At 57.8% G+C, this 17,971-nt stretch carries 24 protein-coding genes; 11 read left to right on the top strand and 13 right to left on the bottom strand.

The genetic code is table 11. The features are described 5' to 3' along the window. The 4 genes from BLP64_RS06090 to intI1 form a co-directional block, all read right to left on the bottom strand. Positions 1-1,380: IS91-like element ISCR2 family transposase (locus BLP64_RS06090; protein ID WP_088766234.1), on the bottom strand; the 1,380-nt coding region annotated here is incomplete at its 3' end. A gap of 210 nt (positions 1,381-1,590) precedes the next feature. Then, positions 1,591-1,815 carry a hypothetical protein gene (locus BLP64_RS06085; RefSeq protein ID WP_000743213.1) on the bottom strand — a complete coding sequence of 75 codons (225 nt, stop codon included), beginning with the start codon at positions 1,813-1,815 and terminating at the stop codon, positions 1,591-1,593. Continuing rightward, complete coding sequence (locus BLP64_RS06080) at positions 1,812-2,549, bottom strand: recombinase family protein (RefSeq protein WP_001366550.1); 738 nt, start codon at positions 2,547-2,549, stop codon at positions 1,812-1,814. Before BLP64_RS06080 ends, BLP64_RS06085 begins: the two co-directional genes overlap by 4 nt. A gap of 281 nt (positions 2,550-2,830) precedes the next feature. Beyond that, positions 2,831-3,844 carry a class 1 integron integrase IntI1 gene (gene intI1, locus BLP64_RS06070; protein WP_000845054.1) on the bottom strand — a complete coding sequence of 338 codons (1,014 nt, stop codon included), beginning with the start codon at positions 3,842-3,844 and terminating at the stop codon, positions 2,831-2,833. A 156-nt stretch (positions 3,845-4,000) separates the two neighbouring features. On the opposite strand from intI1, the gene dfrA1 reads away from it, so the two are divergent. From dfrA1 to BLP64_RS05995, 11 genes are all read left to right on the top strand, one after another. Beyond that, positions 4,001-4,474 (top strand): trimethoprim-resistant dihydrofolate reductase DfrA1, encoded by a 474-nt coding sequence (gene dfrA1, locus BLP64_RS06065; RefSeq protein ID WP_092592735.1) that lies wholly within the window; start codon positions 4,001-4,003, stop codon positions 4,472-4,474. Positions 4,475-4,477: 3 nt separating this feature from the next. After that, positions 4,478-5,029: an AAC(6')-Ib family aminoglycoside 6'-N-acetyltransferase gene (gene aac(6')-Ib / locus BLP64_RS06060; protein ID WP_092592733.1), complete on the top strand. Its 552-nt coding sequence runs from the start codon at positions 4,478-4,480 to the stop codon at positions 5,027-5,029. 168 nt (positions 5,030-5,197) lie between these two features. After that, positions 5,198-5,545 (top strand): quaternary ammonium compound efflux SMR transporter QacE delta 1, encoded by a 348-nt coding sequence (locus BLP64_RS06055; protein WP_000679427.1) that lies wholly within the window; start codon positions 5,198-5,200, stop codon positions 5,543-5,545. Beyond that, entirely contained in the window at positions 5,539-6,378 is an 840-nt protein-coding gene (sul1, locus tag BLP64_RS06050; protein WP_000259031.1) for a sulfonamide-resistant dihydropteroate synthase Sul1, read from the top strand. Before BLP64_RS06055 ends, sul1 begins: the two co-directional genes overlap by 7 nt. A 127-nt stretch (positions 6,379-6,505) precedes the next feature. Further along, a complete protein-coding gene (locus BLP64_RS06040) occupies positions 6,506-7,006 on the top strand; it encodes a GNAT family N-acetyltransferase (RefSeq protein WP_000376623.1) in 501 nt (166 codons plus the stop codon). A gap of 506 nt (positions 7,007-7,512) precedes the next feature. Continuing rightward, positions 7,513-8,277, top strand: coding sequence for an IS6-like element IS6100 family transposase (locus tag BLP64_RS06030; protein ID WP_001389365.1), 765 nt, complete (start codon positions 7,513-7,515; stop codon positions 8,275-8,277). Positions 8,278-8,556: 279 nt separating this feature from the next. Beyond that, on the top strand, positions 8,557-8,889 hold the full coding sequence (locus BLP64_RS06015; protein ID WP_000447876.1) for an ArsR/SmtB family transcription factor: 333 nt from the start codon (positions 8,557-8,559) through the stop codon (positions 8,887-8,889). Continuing rightward, positions 8,886-9,653 (top strand): arsenical resistance protein ArsH, encoded by a 768-nt coding sequence (gene arsH, locus BLP64_RS06010; RefSeq protein WP_001239389.1) that lies wholly within the window; start codon positions 8,886-8,888, stop codon positions 9,651-9,653. Before BLP64_RS06015 ends, arsH begins: the two co-directional genes overlap by 4 nt. Further along, positions 9,650-10,156, top strand: a complete 507-nt coding sequence (locus tag BLP64_RS06005; RefSeq protein WP_000140066.1) for an arsenate reductase ArsC — start codon at positions 9,650-9,652, stop codon at positions 10,154-10,156. Before arsH ends, BLP64_RS06005 begins: the two co-directional genes overlap by 4 nt. Positions 10,157-10,200: 44 nt before the next feature. After that, positions 10,201-11,220, top strand: coding sequence for an ACR3 family arsenite efflux transporter (gene arsB / locus BLP64_RS06000; RefSeq protein WP_005015323.1), 1,020 nt, complete (start codon positions 10,201-10,203; stop codon positions 11,218-11,220). Positions 11,221-11,341: 121 nt separating this feature from the next. Further along, positions 11,342-11,545, top strand: a complete 204-nt coding sequence (locus BLP64_RS05995) for a hypothetical protein (RefSeq protein ID WP_000131871.1) — start codon at positions 11,342-11,344, stop codon at positions 11,543-11,545. Between the two features lie 36 nt (positions 11,546-11,581). Here BLP64_RS05995 and BLP64_RS05990 read toward each other — a convergent pair whose 3' ends face one another. The 9 genes from BLP64_RS05990 to BLP64_RS05950 all read right to left on the bottom strand — a co-directional run bounded on the left by BLP64_RS05990 (position 11,582) and on the right by BLP64_RS05950 (position 17,872). Further along, positions 11,582-11,806 carry a type I toxin-antitoxin system ptaRNA1 family toxin gene (locus BLP64_RS05990; protein WP_000211355.1) on the bottom strand — a complete coding sequence of 75 codons (225 nt, stop codon included), beginning with the start codon at positions 11,804-11,806 and terminating at the stop codon, positions 11,582-11,584. A gap of 63 nt (positions 11,807-11,869) precedes the next feature. After that, entirely contained in the window at positions 11,870-12,118 is a 249-nt protein-coding gene (locus BLP64_RS05985; RefSeq protein ID WP_000213809.1) for a hypothetical protein, read from the bottom strand. Positions 12,119-12,122: 4 nt separating this feature from the next. Further along, positions 12,123-13,550 carry a P-type conjugative transfer protein TrbL gene (gene trbL, locus BLP64_RS05980; RefSeq protein ID WP_001405816.1) on the bottom strand — a complete coding sequence of 476 codons (1,428 nt, stop codon included), beginning with the start codon at positions 13,548-13,550 and terminating at the stop codon, positions 12,123-12,125. Between the two features lie 10 nt (positions 13,551-13,560). After that, a complete protein-coding gene (gene trbK / locus BLP64_RS05975; protein WP_000718002.1) occupies positions 13,561-13,797 on the bottom strand; it encodes an entry exclusion lipoprotein TrbK in 237 nt (78 codons plus the stop codon). A 12-nt stretch (positions 13,798-13,809) separates the two neighbouring features. Continuing rightward, positions 13,810-14,589: a P-type conjugative transfer protein TrbJ gene (trbJ, locus tag BLP64_RS05970; RefSeq protein ID WP_000836966.1), complete on the bottom strand. Its 780-nt coding sequence runs from the start codon at positions 14,587-14,589 to the stop codon at positions 13,810-13,812. Positions 14,590-14,729: 140 nt separating this feature from the next. Further along, positions 14,730-14,918, bottom strand: a complete 189-nt coding sequence (locus BLP64_RS05965; RefSeq protein WP_000024442.1) for a FitA-like ribbon-helix-helix domain-containing protein — start codon at positions 14,916-14,918, stop codon at positions 14,730-14,732. A gap of 1,032 nt (positions 14,919-15,950) precedes the next feature. Beyond that, on the bottom strand, positions 15,951-16,832 hold the full coding sequence (repC, locus tag BLP64_RS05960) for a replication protein C, IncQ-type (protein ID WP_092592731.1): 882 nt from the start codon (positions 16,830-16,832) through the stop codon (positions 15,951-15,953). Beyond that, entirely contained in the window at positions 16,819-17,646 is an 828-nt protein-coding gene (locus BLP64_RS05955; protein WP_001162384.1) for a helicase RepA family protein, read from the bottom strand. The genes repC and BLP64_RS05955 overlap by 14 nt, the downstream gene beginning before the upstream one ends. A gap of 4 nt (positions 17,647-17,650) precedes the next feature. Then, the gene (locus tag BLP64_RS05950; RefSeq protein WP_001179606.1) at positions 17,651-17,872 is read right to left on the bottom strand and encodes a helix-turn-helix transcriptional regulator; all 222 of its coding nucleotides are present in this window, start codon (positions 17,870-17,872) and stop codon (positions 17,651-17,653) included. Positions 17,873-17,971 lie beyond the last annotated feature (99 nt).

Below are 17,971 nucleotides of genomic sequence, written 5' to 3'. Positions count from 1 at the left end.
TATAGGGTCTTCAATGCAGGCGATGACTTTCATGGCGCCGCCGCAGCCGCTGCAGGTCTCGATGTCGATATTGAAAACACGCTTGAGCCGTTGCGCCCATGTCATCGACGCTCGCCGTTGTGCTGGTGTTGCCGGTTCATCAGCCACCCTGACCTTGTTGCCCCTGCCCCGTTTTGCCGGCGTGACCAACGCCCGGTGCCGACTGTTGGGTGCGAACACCCCGTGGAAGCGGGTTAGGTTGACTCTGGGCTTCGGTACCAGGGCGGCCAGCCTTGCAATGAAATCCAATGGTTCGAAAATGACGTGCGTGGTGCCGTCCCGGTACGGCGTCTTGAGCTGGTAGCGCACGTTGCCGCCTCGTGTTAACGACAGCCGCTTCTCGGATACCGCCGGGCGGCTGATGTACCGGCACAGCCGTTCGAGCTTCTTGCGTTCATCGGCCCTGGCCGCCACGCCGGCGTGCAGGCTGGACCCGGCTACCTTGCCAATCCCGTCACCGAACGGATCACCACTGGTCGGCAGAGTTTGCAAAGTGAACACCTTTCGCCCCGCCTGTGAACCGACAGCGATACGGTAAGTGATCGAGTGCCCCAGCAGGGGTGTCATCGGGTCGTCATCCACCGCATCCGAGGCCAGATAGCTGTTTTCGACATCCCGTTCCAGCAGGCCTTGCCGTTCCAGATAGCGACCCACCCGGTGGGCGATGGTGTGCGTCAGCTGGGTGAGCTCTGGGCTGGTCGGCGCCTTGACCCAGCGGAAACGCGCTGAGCCGTGGGATTGCTCGACATACACACCGTCGAGAAACAGCATGTGGAAGTGAACATTCAGATTGAGCGCCGATCCAAAACGCTGGATCAGGGTGACCGCGCCCGTCTTGGCCACTTGGTGGGTATGGCCCGCTTTCTTGACCAGGTGCGTGGCAATGACGCGGTAAACGATGCCCAGCACCCACCCCATGATCTCGGGCCGGCTGGCAAACAGGAAACGCAGCTGAAACGGGAAGCTCAACACCCACTGACGCATGGGTTGTTCAGGCAGTACTTCATCAACCAGCAAGGCGGCACTTTCGGCCATCCGCCGCGCCCCACAGCTCGGGCAGAAACCGCGACGCTTACAGCTGAAAGCGACCAGGTGCTCGGCGTGGCAAGACTCGCAGCGAACCCGTAGAAAGCCATGCTCCAGCCGCCCGCATTGGAGAAATTCTTCAAATTCCCGTTGCACATAGCCCGGCAATTCCTTTCCCTGCTCTGCCATAAGCGCAGCGAATGCCGGGTAATACTCGTCAACGATCTGATAGAGAAGGGTTTGCTCGGGTCGGTGGCTCTGGTAACGACCAGTATCCCGATCCCGGCTGGCCGTCCTGGCCGCCACATGAGGCATGTTCCGCGTCCTTGCAATACTGTGTTTACATACAGTCTATCGCTTAGCGGAAAGTTCTTTTACCCTCAGCCGAAATGCCTGCCGTTGCTAGACATTGCCAGCCAGTGCCCGTCACTCCCACTCGATTGTAAACAAGCACACAAAACCCTTTAGTGACAACAATTTGCAAGAACTATCAGGCTCAGTGCCATGAAAAATACCATGACCAGATCATGAGGTTGAACACGGCTTGCGCCGGCAGCGTTCACGCTCCTGGTCGGCGATCTCGCCCGGCTGCAATGCTAGCTCAGCATCGGTCATGCGCTCCAGCACGTCGCGTAGGCGGATGGTGCAAGGAATGGGCGGCAGCTCGAACTCATAGCCGCCGGCGATCATTTCGGCCGCAATCTCCTCGGTGATGAAAAACGGCTCGTCGTCTTGGTTCGGCTTCTTCATGCCCTTTCCTCCTGGCGCTCATCCTGGCCGACAGCGGCCAGGGCATCGGCTTCCGTCAATGCGTCCTCCACGAACGCGCCGTGCTGCTTCGCTTCGGCCTGGCTGACCTCGGCCCATATCCGTTTCACCTGGGCCGCACTGTACCCGGCCAGCTCGGCGGTCTTGTTGATGCTGTAGCCGGACTTGCGCAGCGCGACAACTTGGGCGCGGCGCTTCGGATCAGCACGGCGGCCCTTGTACCGCCCGGCCTGGCGGGCCAACTCAATGCCTTGGCGCTGGCGTTCGCGCCTGTCCTCGTAGTCGTCGCGGGCCATCTGCAAGGCCAGGCGAAAAAGCATGATCTGCACGGCTTCCAGCACGATCTTGGCGACGCCCTGGGCCTCGGCCGCCAGGTCGGATAGATCGACCACGCCAGGGACGGCCAGGCGTGCGCCTTTGGCCTGTATCGAGGCCACCAGGCGCTCGGCCTCGGGCAAAGGTAGGCGGCTGATGCGGTCGATCTTCTCGGCAATGACCACCTCGCCGGGCTGTAGGTCGCCGATCATGCGCAGCAGCTCAGGCCGGTCGGCGCGTGCGCCGGATGCCTTCTCACGGTAGATGCCGGCGACGTAGTAGCCGGCGGCCTTCGCGGCCGTAGTGATCGCCTCTTGGCGTTCCAAGTCCTGCGCGTCGGTGCTGACGCGCAGATAGACCCGCGCCACCATCGGCGCGGCTACTGGCTTCGTCCTGCGCATACTTGCGGGCTCCTTTGGGCATACTCAAATGCACCCATCTTAAACTGGCAGGCCAATTTATCACATATCGATCTAAATGTGTCGTTTTCAGAAGACGGCTGCACTGAACGTCAGAAGCCGACTGCACTATAGCAGCGGAGGGGTTGGATCCATCAGGCAACGACGGGCTGCTGCCGGCCATCAGCGGACGCAGGGAGGACTTTCCGCAACCGGCCGTTCGATGCGGCACCGATGGCCTTCGCGCAGGGGTAGTGAATCCGCCAGGATTGACTTGCGCTGCCCTACCTCTCACTAGTGAGGGGCGGCAGCGCATCAAGCGGTGAGCGCACTCCGGCACCGCCAACTTTCAGCACATGCGTGTAAATCATCGTCGTAGAGACGTCGGAATGGCCGAGCAGATCCTGCACGGTTCGAATGTCGTAACCGCTGCGGAGCAAGGCCGTCGCGAACGAGTGGCGGAGGGTGTGCGGTGTGGCGGGCTTCGTGATGCCTGCTTGTTCTACGGCACGTTTGAAGGCGCGCTGAAAGGTCTGGTCATACATGTGATGGCGACGCACGACACCGCTCCGTGGATCGGTCGAATGCGTGTGCTGCGCAAAAACCCAGAACCACGGCCAGGAATGCCCGGCGCGCGGATACTTCCGCTCAAGGGCGTCGGGAAGCGCAACGCCGCTGCGGCCCTCGGCCTGGTCCTTCAGCCACCATGCCCGTGCACGCGACAGCTGCTCGCGCAGGCTGGGTGCCAAGCTCTCGGGTAACATCAAGGCCCGATCCTTGGAGCCCTTGCCCTCCCGCACGATGATCGTGCCGTGATCGAAATCCAGATCCTTGACCCGCAGTTGCAAACCCTCACTGATCCGCATGCCCGTTCCATACAGAAGCTGGGCGAACAAACGATGCTCGCCTTCCAGAAAACCGAGGATGCGAACCACTTCATCCGGGGTCAGCACCACCGGCAAGCGCCGCGACGGCCGAGGTCTTCCGATCTCCTGAAGCCAGGGCAGATCCGTGCACAGCACCTTGCCGTAGAAGAACAGCAAGGCCGCCAATGCCTGACGATGCGTGGAGACCGAAACCTTGCGCTCGTTCGCCAGCCAGGACAGAAATGCCTCGACTTCGCTGCTGCCCAAGGTTGCCGGGTGACGCACACCGTGGAAACGGATGAAGGCACGAACCCAGTTGACATAAGCCTGTTCGGTTCGTAAACTGTAATGCAAGTAGCGTATGCGCTCACGCAACTGGTCCAGAACCTTGACCGAACGCAGCGGTGGTAACGGCGCAGTGGCGGTTTTCATGGCTTGTTATGACTGTTTTTTTGTACAGTCTATGCCTCGGGCATCCAAGCAGCAAGCGCGTTACGCCGTGGGTCGATGTTTGATGTTATGGAGCAGCAACGATGTTACGCAGCAGGGCAGTCGCCCTAAAACAAAGTTAACCTCTGAGGAAGAATTGTGAAACTATCACTAATGGTAGCTATATCGAAGAATGGAGTTATCGGGAATGGCCCTGATATTCCATGGAGTGCCAAAGGTGAACAGCTCCTGTTTAAAGCTATTACCTATAACCAATGGCTGTTGGTTGGACGCAAGACTTTTGAATCAATGGGAGCATTACCCAACCGAAAGTATGCGGTCGTAACACGTTCAAGTTTTACATCTGACAATGAGAACGTATTGATCTTTCCATCAATTAAAGATGCTTTAACCAACCTAAAGAAAATAACGGATCATGTCATTGTTTCAGGTGGTGGGGAGATATACAAAAGCCTGATCGATCAAGCAGATACACTACATATATCTACAATAGACATCGAGCCGGAAGGTGATGTTTACTTTCCTGAAATCCCCAGCAATTTTAGGCCAGTTTTTACCCAAGACTTCGCCTCTAACATAAATTATAGTTACCAAATCTGGCAAAAGGGTTAACAAGTGGCAGCAACGGATTCCGTCACACTGCGCCTCATGACTGAGCATGACCTTGCGATGCTCTATGAGTGGCTAAATCGATCTCATATCGTCGAGTGGTGGGGCGGAGAAGAAGCACGCCCGACACTTGCTGACGTACAGGAACAGTACTTGCCAAGCGTTTTAGCGCAAGAGTCCGTCACTCCATACATTGCAATGCTGAATGGAGAGCCGATTGGGTATGCCCAGTCGTACGTTGCTCTTGGAAGCGGGGACGGATGGTGGGAAGAAGAAACCGATCCAGGAGTACGCGGAATAGACCAGTCACTGGCGAATGCATCACAACTGGGCAAAGGCTTGGGAACCAAGCTGGTTCGAGCTCTGGTTGAGTTGCTGTTCAATGATCCCGAGGTCACCAAGATCCAAACGGACCCGTCGCCGAGCAACTTGCGAGCGATCCGATGCTACGAGAAAGCGGGGTTTGAGAGGCAAGGTACCGTAACCACCCCAGATGGTCCAGCCGTGTACATGGTTCAAACACGCCAGGCATTCGAGCGAACACGCAGTGATGCCTAACCCTTCCATCGAGGGGGACGTCCAAGGGCTGGCGCCCTTGGCCGCCCCTCATGTCAAACGTTAGATGCACTAAGCACATAATTGCTCACAGCCAAACTATCAGGTCAAGTCTGCTTTTATTATTTTTAAGCGTGCATAATAAGCCCTACACAAATTGGGAGATATATCATGAAAGGCTGGCTTTTTCTTGTTATCGCAATAGTTGGCGAAGTAATCGCAACATCCGCATTAAAATCTAGCGAGGGCTTTACTAAGCTTGCCCCTTCCGCCGTTGTCATAATCGGTTATGGCATCGCATTTTATTTTCTTTCTCTGGTTCTGAAATCCATCCCTGTCGGTGTTGCTTATGCAGTCTGGTCGGGACTCGGCGTCGTCATAATTACAGCCATTGCCTGGTTGCTTCATGGGCAAAAGCTTGATGCGTGGGGCTTTGTAGGTATGGGGCTCATAATTGCTGCCTTTTTGCTCGCCCGATCCCCATCGTGGAAGTCGCTGCGGAGGCCGACGCCATGGTGACGGTGTTCGGCATTCTGAATCTCACCGAGGACTCCTTCTTCGATGAGAGCCGGCGGCTAGACCCCGCCGGCGCTGTCACCGCGGCGATCGAAATGCTGCGAGTCGGATCAGACGTCGTGGATGTCGGACCGGCCGCCAGCCATCCGGACGCGAGGCCTGTATCGCCGGCCGATGAGATCAGACGTATTGCGCCGCTCTTAGACGCCCTGTCCGATCAGATGCACCGTGTTTCAATCGACAGCTTCCAACCGGAAACCCAGCGCTATGCGCTCAAGCGCGGCGTGGGCTACCTGAACGATATCCAAGGATTTCCTGACCCTGCGCTCTATCCCGATATTGCTGAGGCGGACTGCAGGCTGGTGGTTATGCACTCAGCGCAGCGGGATGGCATCGCCACCCGCACCGGTCACCTTCGACCCGAAGACGCGCTCGACGAGATTGTGCGGTTCTTCGAGGCGCGGGTTTCCGCCTTGCGACGGAGCGGGGTCGCTGCCGACCGGCTCATCCTCGATCCGGGGATGGGATTTTTCTTGAGCCCCGCACCGGAAACATCGCTGCACGTGCTGTCGAACCTTCAAAAGCTGAAGTCGGCGTTGGGGCTTCCGCTATTGGTCTCGGTGTCGCGGAAATCCTTCTTGGGCGCCACCGTTGGCCTTCCTGTAAAGGATCTGGGTCCAGCGAGCCTTGCGGCGGAACTTCACGCGATCGGCAATGGCGCTGACTACGTCCGCACCCACGCGCCTGGAGATCTGCGAAGCGCAATCACCTTCTCGGAAACCCTCGCGAAATTTCGCAGTCGCGACGCCAGAGACCGAGGGTTAGATCATGCCTAGCATTCACCTTCCGGCCGCCCGCTAGCGGACCCTGGTCAGGTTCCGCGAAGGTGGGCGCAGACATGCTGGGCTCGTCAGGATCAAACTGCACTATGAGGCGGCGGTTCATACCGCGCCAGGGGAGCGAATGGACAGCGAGGAGCCTCCGAACGTTCGGGTCGCCTGCTCGGGTGATATCGACGAGGTTGTGCGGCTGATGCACGACGCTGCGGCGTGGATGTCCGCCAAGGGAACGCCCGCCTGGGACGTCGCGCGGATCGACCGGACATTCGCGGAGACCTTCGTCCTGAGATCCGAGCTCCTAGTCGCGAGTTGCAGCGACGGCATCGTCGGCTGTTGCACCTTGTCGGCCGAGGATCCCGAGTTCTGGCCCGACGCCCTCAAGGGGGAGGCCGCATATCTGCACAAGCTCGCGGTGCGACGGACACATGCGGGCCGGGGTGTCAGCTCCGCGCTGATCGAGGCTTGCCGCCATGCCGCGCGAACGCAGGGGTGCGCCAAGCTGCGGCTCGACTGCCACCCGAACCTGCGTGGCCTATACGAGCGGCTCGGATTCACCCACGTCGACACTTTCAATCCCGGCTGGGATCCAACCTTCATCGCAGAACGCCTAGAACTCGAAATCTAACGTCCGTTCGGGCATCGAGGTCCATGTCGGGGTGGGACGGGCCCGTGGCTTCAAGATCACTTGCAGTCCGACCGCGATGTCTTGGTTGCGCGAGAGGTTGTCGATATCCTCCACTTCCATCATCAACCCTGGATAATGCCGCCGCCGTCATCGCCGCCGACGCCCGTGCCGGGCTTTTCGGGCCTGTCAGGCTTGCTCGGCCTTCAGCCTGCCTGGGCGAGATCTCCGGCGGACGGATTAACGGCGGAGCTTCGCCGCCTTTCGTGCGTGTGAAGGCCGAAGATAGTTCTCTCAAAAACATCCGTTTATGAGAGATACCAAATGTCATTTTCAGAAGACGACTGCACCAGTTGATTGGGCGTAATGGCTGTTGTGCAGCCAGCTCCTGACAGTTCAATATCAGAAGTGATCTGCACCAATCTCGACTATGCTCAATACTCGTGTGGGCTCTGTTGCAAAAATCGTGAAGCTTGAGCATGCTTGGCGGAGATTGGACGGACGGAACGATGACGGATTTCAAGTGGCGCCATTTCCAGGGTGATGTGATCCTGTGGGCGGTGCGCTGGTATTGTCGCTATCCGATCAGCTATCGCGACCTTGAGGAAATGCTGGCGGAACGCGGCATTTCGGTCGACCATACGACGATCTATCGCTGGGTCCAGTGCTACGCCCCGGAGATGGAGAAGCGGCTGCGCTGGTTCTGGCGGCGTGGCTTTGATCCGAGCTGGCGCCTGGATGAAACCTACGTCAAGGTGCGGGGCAAGTGGACCTACCTGTACCGGGCAGTCGACAAGCGGGGCGACACGATCGATTTCTACCTGTCGCCGACCCGCAGCGCCAAGGCAGCGAAGCGGTTCCTGGGCAAGGCCCTGCGAGGCCTGAAGCACTGGGAAAAGCCTGCCACGCTCAATACCGACAAAGCGCCGAGCTATGGTGCAGCGATCACCGAATTGAAGCGCGAAGGAAAGCTGGACCGGGAGACGGCCCACCGGCAGGTGAAGTATCTCAATAACGTGATCGAGGCCGATCACGGAAAGCTCAAGATACTGATCAAGCCGGTGCGCGGTTTCAAATCGATCCCCACGGCCTATGCCACGATCAAGGGATTCGAAGTCATGCGAGCCCTGCGCAAAGGACAGGCTCGCCCCTGGTGCCTGCAGCCCGGCATCAGGGGCGAGGTGCGCCTTGTGGAGAGAGCTTTTGGCATTGGGCCCTCGGCGCTGACGGAGGCCATGGGCATGCTCAACCACCATTTCGCAGCAGCCGCCTGATCGGCGCAGAGCGACAGCCTACCTCTGACTGCCGCCAATCTTTGCAACAGAGCCTCCGTCGCCATGCTCACCTCGCTTTGGTGCACACGAGTATTGAGCATAGTCGAGATTGGTGCAGATCACTTCTGATATTGAACTGTCAGGAGCTGGCTGCACAACAGCCATTACGCCCAATCAACTGGTGCAGTCGTCTTCTGAAAATGACAAAATGCGCCTAGCTCATTTTTACAGCTTAAATGAGCTATTGAGCACACTCCATATTTCGACTATTATTGAAACATGGAAACGATAAATGCTGTAGCCGCCCTGGCGGCCATCGCTCAAGAATCGCGCCTCGCGGTGTTCCGGCTTCTCGTCCAGGCCGGCCCCGCCGGCATGGCCGCCGGAAAAATCAGCGAAGCGGCCGGCATCCCGCCGTCTTCGCTATCCTTCCACCTGAAAGAGCTGGCACACGCCGGCATGGTCACGTCGCGGCAAGAAGGCCGATTTGTGATCTACGAGGCGAACTTTTCGACGGCCACTAACCTGGTGGCCTTTCTCACGGAAAACTGCTGCGGCGGCCAGGTGTGCAACCTGTCTTGCACCACGGAAGCCGGGAAGGTGTTGGCATGAGACTTCGCCATCTTTCCGACCCCGATTCTTTGCCCGCTTTGGACAAATCCTTTGCCATCGAGCGCCCGGCGCTCGGGCTGGCACCCGACGCCCCGCCGGTGCGTATCCTGCTGCTGTATGGCTCGCTGCGCGCCCGCTCGTTCTCACGGCTGGCCGTCGAGGAAGCGGCCCGGCTGCTGCAATTCTTTGGCGCAGAAACACGCATCTTCGACCCGTCCGATTTGCCGTTGCCCGATCAAGTGCAAAGCGACGATCACCCGGCCGTCAAGGAGCTGCGCGCCCTGTCCGAGTGGTCAGAGGGACAAGTCTGGTGCAGCCCGGAACGCCACGGTCAGATTACCAGTGTCATGAAGGCGCAGATTGACCATCTGCCGCTTGAAATGGCCGGCATCCGGCCGACCCAAGGCCGCACCCTGGCCGTGATGCAGGTATCCGGCGGCTCGCAGAGCTTCAACGCCGTGAACACCTTGCGTCTGCTCGGCCGCTGGATGCGAATGTTCACCATTCCGAACCAGTCGAGTATCGCCAAAGCGTTCCAAGAGTTCGACGCGGCGGGCCGCATGAAGCCCTCGCCGTACTACGACCGAATAGCCGATGTGATGGAAGAACTGGTGCGCTTCACGGCGCTGGTACGGCCGCACCGTGAAGCACTGACAGACCGCTATTCCGAACGGAAAGCGGCCGGCCACGTCATCGACGAGGCCACCGATCTTTCATCCATCGCCATTGCTCCCCAGCCACTACCAGAAAGCGAAACATCATGACCGAAAGAATCTATAACGTCCTCATCCTCTGCACCGGCAATTCGGCGCGCAGCATCATGGCCGAAGCTCTCATCAACACGATGGGGCAAGGGCGCTTCCGCGCCTACAGCGCCGGCAGTCACCCAACCGGCAAGGTCAATCCCTTCGCCGTCGAAAAGGTGGAGTCGGTGAATTACCCGACCGAGAATCTGCGCAGCAAGAGCTGGGACGAGTACGCCACGCCCGACGCACCGAAGATGGACTTCATCATCACCGTCTGCGACAACGCCGCCGGCGAAATGTGTCCGGTGTGGCCTGGTCAGCCGATCTCGGCGCATTGGGGATTTGAAGACCCGGCCGCCGTCGAAGGCACTGACGCCGAGAAGCGCCGGGCCTTCGAACAAACCTTCCGGCACATGATGAACCGCGTCCGCCTGTTCGTGAATCTGCCTCTCAAAATGCTTGACCAGACGGCCATCAAGCGCGAGCTGGCGAACATCGGCAAGACCGAGCAGGAAGCATGAGCGCCGGCGCACAGGCCATCGCCGCGAAGCCGCGCCAGGCCCCGATGAGCGGCTTCGAGCGTTACCTGACGCTGTGGGTGGCCCTGTGCATCGTCGCCGGTGTTGCGCTCGGCCAGGGCCTTCCTGACGTGTTCCAGGCCATAGGCCGCATGGAAGTGGCCCAGGTCAATTTGCCGGTGGGCCTGCTGATTTGGGTAATGATCGTCCCGATGCTGGTCAAGATCGACTTCGGGGCGCTGCACCAGGTCAAAGAGCATTGGCGCGGCATCGGCGTCACGCTGTTCGTTAATTGGGCCGTCAAGCCATTCTCGATGGCCCTGCTGGGGTGGCTGTTCATCCGACAAGTGTTCGCTCCGTTCCTGCCGGCCGATCAACTGGACAGCTACATCGCGGGCTTGATCTTGCTGGCCGCCGCGCCCTGCACGGCAATGGTGTTCGTGTGGAGCCGCCTTACCAACGGCGACCCGCTTTTCACGCTCTCGCAAGTGGCTCTGAACGACGCCATCATGATCGTGGCCTTCGCGCCCATCGTCGGCCTGCTGCTGGGCATGTCCTCGATCTCGGTGCCTTGGGACACGCTGCTGATTTCGGTCGTGCTCTACATCATCGTGCCGGTGATCCTGGCGCAGCTCTTGCGGCGGCATCTGCTCAAGCAAGGACAGGCCGCCTTTGAACGGGCCATGCAGAAGATCGGGCCGTGGTCGATGGCCGCGCTGCTGCTGACGTTGGTTCTACTGTTCGCCTTCCAGGGCGAGGCCATCATCCGGCAGCCGTTAGTGATCGCCATGCTAGCCGTGCCGATCTTGATTCAAGTGTTCTTCAATTCCGGGTTAGCCTACTGGCTGAACAAGCGGGCGGGGGAAAAGCACTCTGTCGCCTGTCCTTCGGCCCTGATCGGTGCCAGCAACTTCTTCGAGCTGGCCGTGGCGGCCGCCATCAGCTTGTTCGGTCTGCACTCCGGCGCTGCATTGGCAACCGTGGTCGGCGTCCTGGTCGAAGTGCCGGTGATGCTGCTGGTCGTGCGCGTGGTGAATCGCTCGAAGAGCTGGTACGAACGAGGTTGAACATGAGTAGGAAAAAACTGAGGAAATGATTGCAGATTGCAGATTGCCGCGCCGGCCGCTTCCTGGCGCATTCGATCACTGACCTGGAACACCTAGTATCCATGCTTGCTGAGGTCGCCCGATGACAGACCCAAAGAACCTAGAGAACAGGCTGCATGAGAAGGCCGACCCGGCCCGCGCCGTTTCCACTGGTCGGGTGCGCTACACACTGGCCGAACTACTGGCCGACGCGGAAGCATCCGGGGCTTACCCGCTGCCGCCGGAGGAACGCGAATGGATGGATGCGCCGTCTGTGGGTCGGGAATGGCCAAACAGTGAAGATTGAAAAAGGCGGCCAGTTCGAGTGGCCGCCCTTTCGTCATTAGCTGCACGCTTGGCGCAAGGCGTTCATTGCTTCTTGAAAATCAGCCTGTGTCGCCCGGCCCGTTTCAGCTTGGTAGTACACCACCATAAAAGCATTAGCGACGGCTTCGGCCAATGGCCCAAGGCTCCGCGCTTCCGCTTGGTTGATGTACTCCAAAGAAGAAAGAATAGCCGCTGCTTGATGCACTGCTTGCCCTGGTTCGATAATATGTTGTGTTGTCATAATTCACCTCTCCAGTAGGTGTTGATTGAAAGTGCCGGGCTGGTTGTGGCCAGCCCGGTGCGCCTACAGGTACAGCCCCGCCGCCTCCGCGAATGCTGACCGCTCATTCCTGCCGCCATTAACCTCAATACTTATCGGCTTAGTTTCGCTCTCTCTCATAGGGTCTGGCCGTGATACAAAAGCGGCTGTTTCTGTCTCTGCATCGACCTCGGTCGATTGATCACCCAGCGGCGAAATAAATACCTGGCTGACTTCTTCCCTTGGCGCTTCATCCAGGGCCGCCAATGCGGCCATGTATGTTGATGTCGTCATCGTGCTAACTCCTGACTTCGTTACTATCTGGGCCAGAATCGGCGCCCAAGCTATTGCCCTCGAACTGGCCAGATTGGCTTGCTTCTTTCGGCTCCATGCTTTCGCGTATCGAAGCAGCCAGTTTTCCGCCTGTGGTTTCGCTCACTCGCTCCTGGAATCCCTGCTTCACTTGAGAGCCGACACCCTTGGCTAACTCGGAGGCCGTGCCTGTGGCCAGCTTCGCGGCCTTGGCAAAGCCGCCACCGCTTGAGCTACTGCCGCTGTCACCAAAGCCAGCCGCTTGGGCGAATGGGCTACTGCCAGCAGTACCCGCTTCACCACCACCGTTTCCGCCACTGCTGACAACTGACCCCATGCTGGACATGTCACCGCCGGTTTCCATACTCGCTGATGCTTTCTGAAAAGCCGCTTGGAGTGCACTTGCACCTCCGGCTGCACCGGCTGCGGCACCCATAACCGCTTTACCTGCCAGGGCAGCGCCGCCAGTTGCCATACTGGCCGCCGTCACCGCCGCCCCAACTGCCGCACCCGCACCGAAGTTTCCAATTCCACCGGCTGCGCCAATACCACCACCAGACACAAGACCAGAAATCATCGGCGGAACTTTGTTGACCAAGAAAAGCAAGATGACCGATATAACCAACATCACGGCCAGTTCCTGGGATGCCATGTTCTCGCTGATTTGCGTGTAGTAGTGATTGATGAACTCTTTGCCAATCGCAACCAGAAGCACCATTGCCATAAGCTGTGCGGCCAGGCCCAGCACGGTCTTGTAGTAATTGATCGCCATGTCGGAAGTCCAACGACTTCCACCAAAGCCAAGGAAGAACACACCGGCATACAACAGAATCCAGGCTGATGCGAGCAACAGCAACAGGTTGACCGCAATCAACGCCAGGACAAACAAAACAGCCAGGGCCATTAGCTCCATGACCAGAGCAGTTGCCATCTGCCGCCATCCCAGCTCCGAGGTGGCCTGTACTGTGCGGTTGTATAACTCGAAACCAAGATCAAGGATGCTGGAGGGCCCAAGATTGCTATTGGAAAGTCCCCCCGCCTGCGCGCCCAGAGTTTGCAATGACTGAACAATCGTACCGGCGATATTCATGCCCTGGTTCGCATTCGTCAGCAACCACCAGAAAAAGCCGGTGAAGATCGTGAAGCGAACGAACTCCGCGAAGAACTCGCCAATGTCGGCCTTGCGCAAAGCCATCATGCCGAATGTCCAGACCATCGAAATCACAACCAGCGTCCAGAACAAACGCGATGCAGCGGACTCAATAGCTGGCCCCCATGTTGCGGCAGCATCATGAAAACGCTTGAGCACATCATTCATAACACCGCTGCTACTTAGCTCCTGCGCCATTGCAGGTTCAGCCAGCACCATTGTGGCGACCATCATCAAGCCACCTAGAGCAATTTTCTTTCTCATGGCGACCACCTCAATAATCATCTTTAGGGCTGGGCTTGAACTCCCACTGACGCATCTGCTTGGCCTTCTGGAATGCTCTGCATTCCTCGGTAAAGGCCTCTCGGTTCGCTTCGCTGCGCATTTCATTCAGTGCTGCCTGGAACGCATCGGGGGCACACGTCGCCGCATTTGGTTCGGGCATCCTTTCCTGTTCACATCCAGCCAACAACAGCAACGTAGCCGCGGTAGTAAAAAAGATTTTTTTCATCTCACCGCCTCCCTAGTAGTTGTCTGCCGGACTCGGGCGAAACGTCCAGGTACGCATTTGCTCGGCCCTGGCATCACCTCGCGCCTCGGCATCGAGTTCTGCTGCAATCCGGGCTGCCTCCGCGTTGTGTTGGGCGGTCAACATGGTGCGAATCTGCAAGAGCTGATTGGCCTGCTGGCTGGCGAGCTGGTTGGCGTAGCCGATGGCCTGTAGCTGGCCAGTTGCACCCTGGGCCGCGCCTTGCAGCCGCTCCAGGGTACGGGCGTCATCCTTCAAAGCCTTTTGCTGGTCGGCAACGGTCTGGAACAGGGCATCGTTGGCCTTCTTTTGCGACTCTGACGCCAGGCGGCGGTTCTCTTCCATCGCTGCCTTTTCGGCCGGCGTGCATCCGCCGCTGCCGTTGAAGCATGGCGAGCTGCGGTAATAGGCCACGTCCTGAAACTTGGCCAGGTAACGATCCAGGCTGCCTAGCTGGTTCTCGTAATAGGCCAGCGTGTTTTGCGCGGCAATCAGCCGGTTGATCGTAGTCTGCGCCTGATCCCAGATATACGCGGCTGGGGCCATCGTGTTCTGGAGCTGATTTTCGTACTGCTGCAACTGGGTCTGGTACTGCTCAATCTGCTTGAGCGTCTGCGCCACCGACTCGATGGCCGTCATGATGTTCTGGGCCAGGTTGCCGCCGTCGATGACGGGGATACCAGCTTGCACAGGGGCGGTGGTAGTGGTGATAAAGCCGGTTGCGAGTGCAACGGCTAGAGCGGTTTTTTTAGCCGCTAAAATTTTGGACTTCATGGTCGTACTCCGTCGATGAAAAGAAGGCATTGCCTTGACCAAGCGTTGTGCTTGTTCTCGGCAACGTTTCATCGAAGAGCTACGCCACTAGCTGATCGGTATTGCCCTTGGCGCTGAGGCCCGGACTTACAAACGTAAAACTACTCTGTTTTTTTATCGCTTTCGGACAAGCCAACTTCCCGGCCAATCTCTTCAAGCTCTAGCGGCTGTACTGCCGCCGTCAGTATTTCGCGTATTTCCGCGTCGGTGCTCCTATCGTTGAGCGCTGCTCGAACTTTCAACGCACGGTGCACCTCGGCGGGTAAATTCCTGATAAGCACATTTGCCATATCAATACCCTTTTGGTGTACCCGACAACCATGCTATCAAAGATATTAAAAATAGCAAGACCTATACTCTTGCAACCGGCGGTAGCCGATCAGCCCCGCAGGGCAGGATTCCCGTTGAGTGCCCCCGGCGCGAATAAGGGACAGTGAAGATAGATAACCGGCTTGCCGGTTAGCTAACTTCACCCATCCTGCCCGCATTTCACCCACTATTGAAAATCTAGCGCATATCGAACGTAAAGCGTTTTATCGTCAAACAAACACCGATTCTTGGCAACATAACCGTAATCGTCACCAAATCGGCCTGCAATCGACATAGTCGCTTCAAAATCGCTGCTCAATCGGCTTTAAATCGGAACCTAAAATGCCAACAATCGACACAAACCATTCGCCCCGATGGGGCGAGTTGGACGCCAAAAAAGAAGGGCATAACCCGCCCCTCAAGTGTCAATGAACACAAGAAATTTGCCTCCCCTCCCGTCATACCACTAAGGCGACGTATTGATACTTGAGGGGCAACCTTTCCTGATGTTGACACCTTCACGCAGGTTACTGGTTATGGGCGTCCAACACACACGGCTCATTCCTGCTTGGTAATAATAAGAATAATAATCTTCTTATTATTCTTACCGAACGAATGGGCACTGCTTAGCCATTTCACGTTTCGAGCCAAGGTTTCAGTACAGATAACTACAAGTGCACACAGCGGCCCTCCAGCACCGTTAGACGCAGATTCTGCTTCAGCTCATGGAATAAGGGACTCCGGGTTGTTTTCCCCTCTCACAAGGCGTTTCAGCGGCCACTGAAGCCGCCTTCTCTTCTTGGCGTTAAACCATCGGCCTATGGCCGATTGATAAAGCCCGCCAGGGCTTTATTGGCAAGGTCAGAACGCGCCCTCAAGGCGCGAGCTGCACCGCGCATGATGGATTATCTTTAGATAATCTTGGATGGATTTCCCAAACTGCCCGCAAAGCAGCGCACCGTCTGGGTTTTCCAAATTGGGACGGGGAACGTTACGACGGCAGAAGGGGAGCGTTACGACGGTAACAAGGGAACGTTACGACGGTAAACGGGTGCAGTTGCCGTGGGGCCAGGCCTCTTGATCTCCCATTTTCCCTTGGCGTATTCGTTCACTACCCAACCCACGGCGGCAAGTTCGGCCAGTGCCTTCCGGGCAGTCTGACGGCGTTTTTTCATAGCTTCGGCATTGGCTTCATCTGGCCAGACATAGCCGCAAAGCGTGTCCAGTTCCACGCGCCCGGATTTGCCGGGGTCGATCCAGCCGCATAGCCGTTGGTGCATCAGCCGTGCCGGATCAGTCTGTAGCAACCGCACTTCCGCCATGTCGATACGGGCATATGGACGATGCCCCAGGATCGCTTCGGCAATACGCGGATTCAGGGCAACCCATAGCCTGCCGTCCGTCTCGTCAAAAGCATGACTCATCAGGTGGAACGCGGCTTGCCGCCGTCCCTTCGTCACAAGGATGGTGACGTTCGACATGCGCAGCAGGCTGGCTTTGAGCGCCTTGATGTTGTCGCCGCTATCCGTCATGCCCGTTTCTGAGAGCAGTTTGGTCAGGCTCTCACGAACCACCAAGCCGTCTTGCTCAATGGCTTCGAAACGGGGTTCAAGGAATAGCCGTAGCTGTCGCCCCGTCTCACTGGTCGGTTCCGGGGTTAGCAAGATGCCGTTCGGGCCGCCAAGGGCCACGATGCCTTGCAAAAGACGCATATCATCGGCCCCGAGAGGTTCGAATCCGACGAAACGCATGGATTCGTCCTCGCCAAAGGTGTAGGTCACGTCCAGCTTGCAGCGTTTGCGATCGCCACGCTTGAGGCTGCGGAACAGGCCAGGTGCCAAACAGTGCGCGGGATCATGTCGGACGTGGGTCAGGTCATGCTTAGGCTTCTTCACGCTGTCTCCTTTTCACCTTGCACTGCCGCTCCAGTACAGCAGGCTTCAACACGCCGCCGTCGTGCCGTCTAAACCAGAGTTCTTGAAAAGGTGCGCCATAGTTGGCCTTGCTGACGCCAAAGCGGACAAAATACCCACGCTGACAATCATCGACCCCCAGTATCTCGGCCTCGCCTTGCGTCATGCCGGATAGGTACGATTGCCAACGGATGTTATCAACCAGTACGGACGATCCACGACTGGCCTGCTGTTGATCGCCCGACCCCATCATGGCTGCGCTTTTACTCGCGTGGTGCAGAAACACAATGGAGCAGCCTGTATCAGCGGCTATGGCCTCCATGTGCCCAACAACCTGCGCCATCGGCCCGCTAGCGTTCTCCTCCTCAATGTGGAAGCGCCGCAAAGTGTCCAAGATCATCAAGCGACGACCTTCAGCGGCTCGTTTGAGAGCATCGAACCAGCTAGCAGCCATGATGTTTGGGCATTTACCGATCAAGGGTTCAATGAGCAAACCATCAGCCACGGCTTGCCGTTCCGCTGCGCTGAGGTGTGCCCCAAGGGCGTGCAGACGATGGTGAATAGCGGCCGGTGGATCTTCAGCAGGCAGATAGACCACTTGCCCGGTGGGAAACTCGCCTATTTCAAGTAAATCAGGCCCGCCTGCAATCTGTGCAGCCAATTGAAGGGCCAACATGGATTTACCAGCCCCACCAGGCGACACAAGAGCACCAACAGTGCCAGCAACCATATTAGGCAGAACATAATCAATGGGTGGCGGCAATTCCGTGAAAGCCGCCATAAGATCAAGAGCCATATAACTAGCCCTCTATAGGGCCAGGTCGCGCAGCTTGATCACCCGATGATTTACGTGCCTCAATCCACTCTTCGACCTCTGACAAATCCCAGGCGACATTTCTACTGGTTAACGCGATACGGCGTGGAAAATCCCCTCGCTGCTCCAGGTTATAAATTGTTCGTGTCGAAAGCGGGATCATCTCCAGGAGCTTCTTCCTGTTGATGAGGGTCTTTATATTTTGCATGGGTCAATACCTCTCAAATGAATAGTTGCTATTCATCGAGTAGCTGCGCGAAGCAGCTAATCGGTAATTGACCTGCCCGATGCCAATGGCGGCCTTATT

The sequence above is a fragment of the Pseudidiomarina indica genome (genome assembly GCF_900104245.1).
In the GTDB taxonomy this organism is placed as follows: domain Bacteria; phylum Pseudomonadota; class Gammaproteobacteria; order Enterobacterales; family Alteromonadaceae; genus Pseudidiomarina; species Pseudidiomarina indica.
Note: the sequence above shows the minus strand (reverse complement) of the source record. Positions and strands in the feature narration are given on the sequence as shown.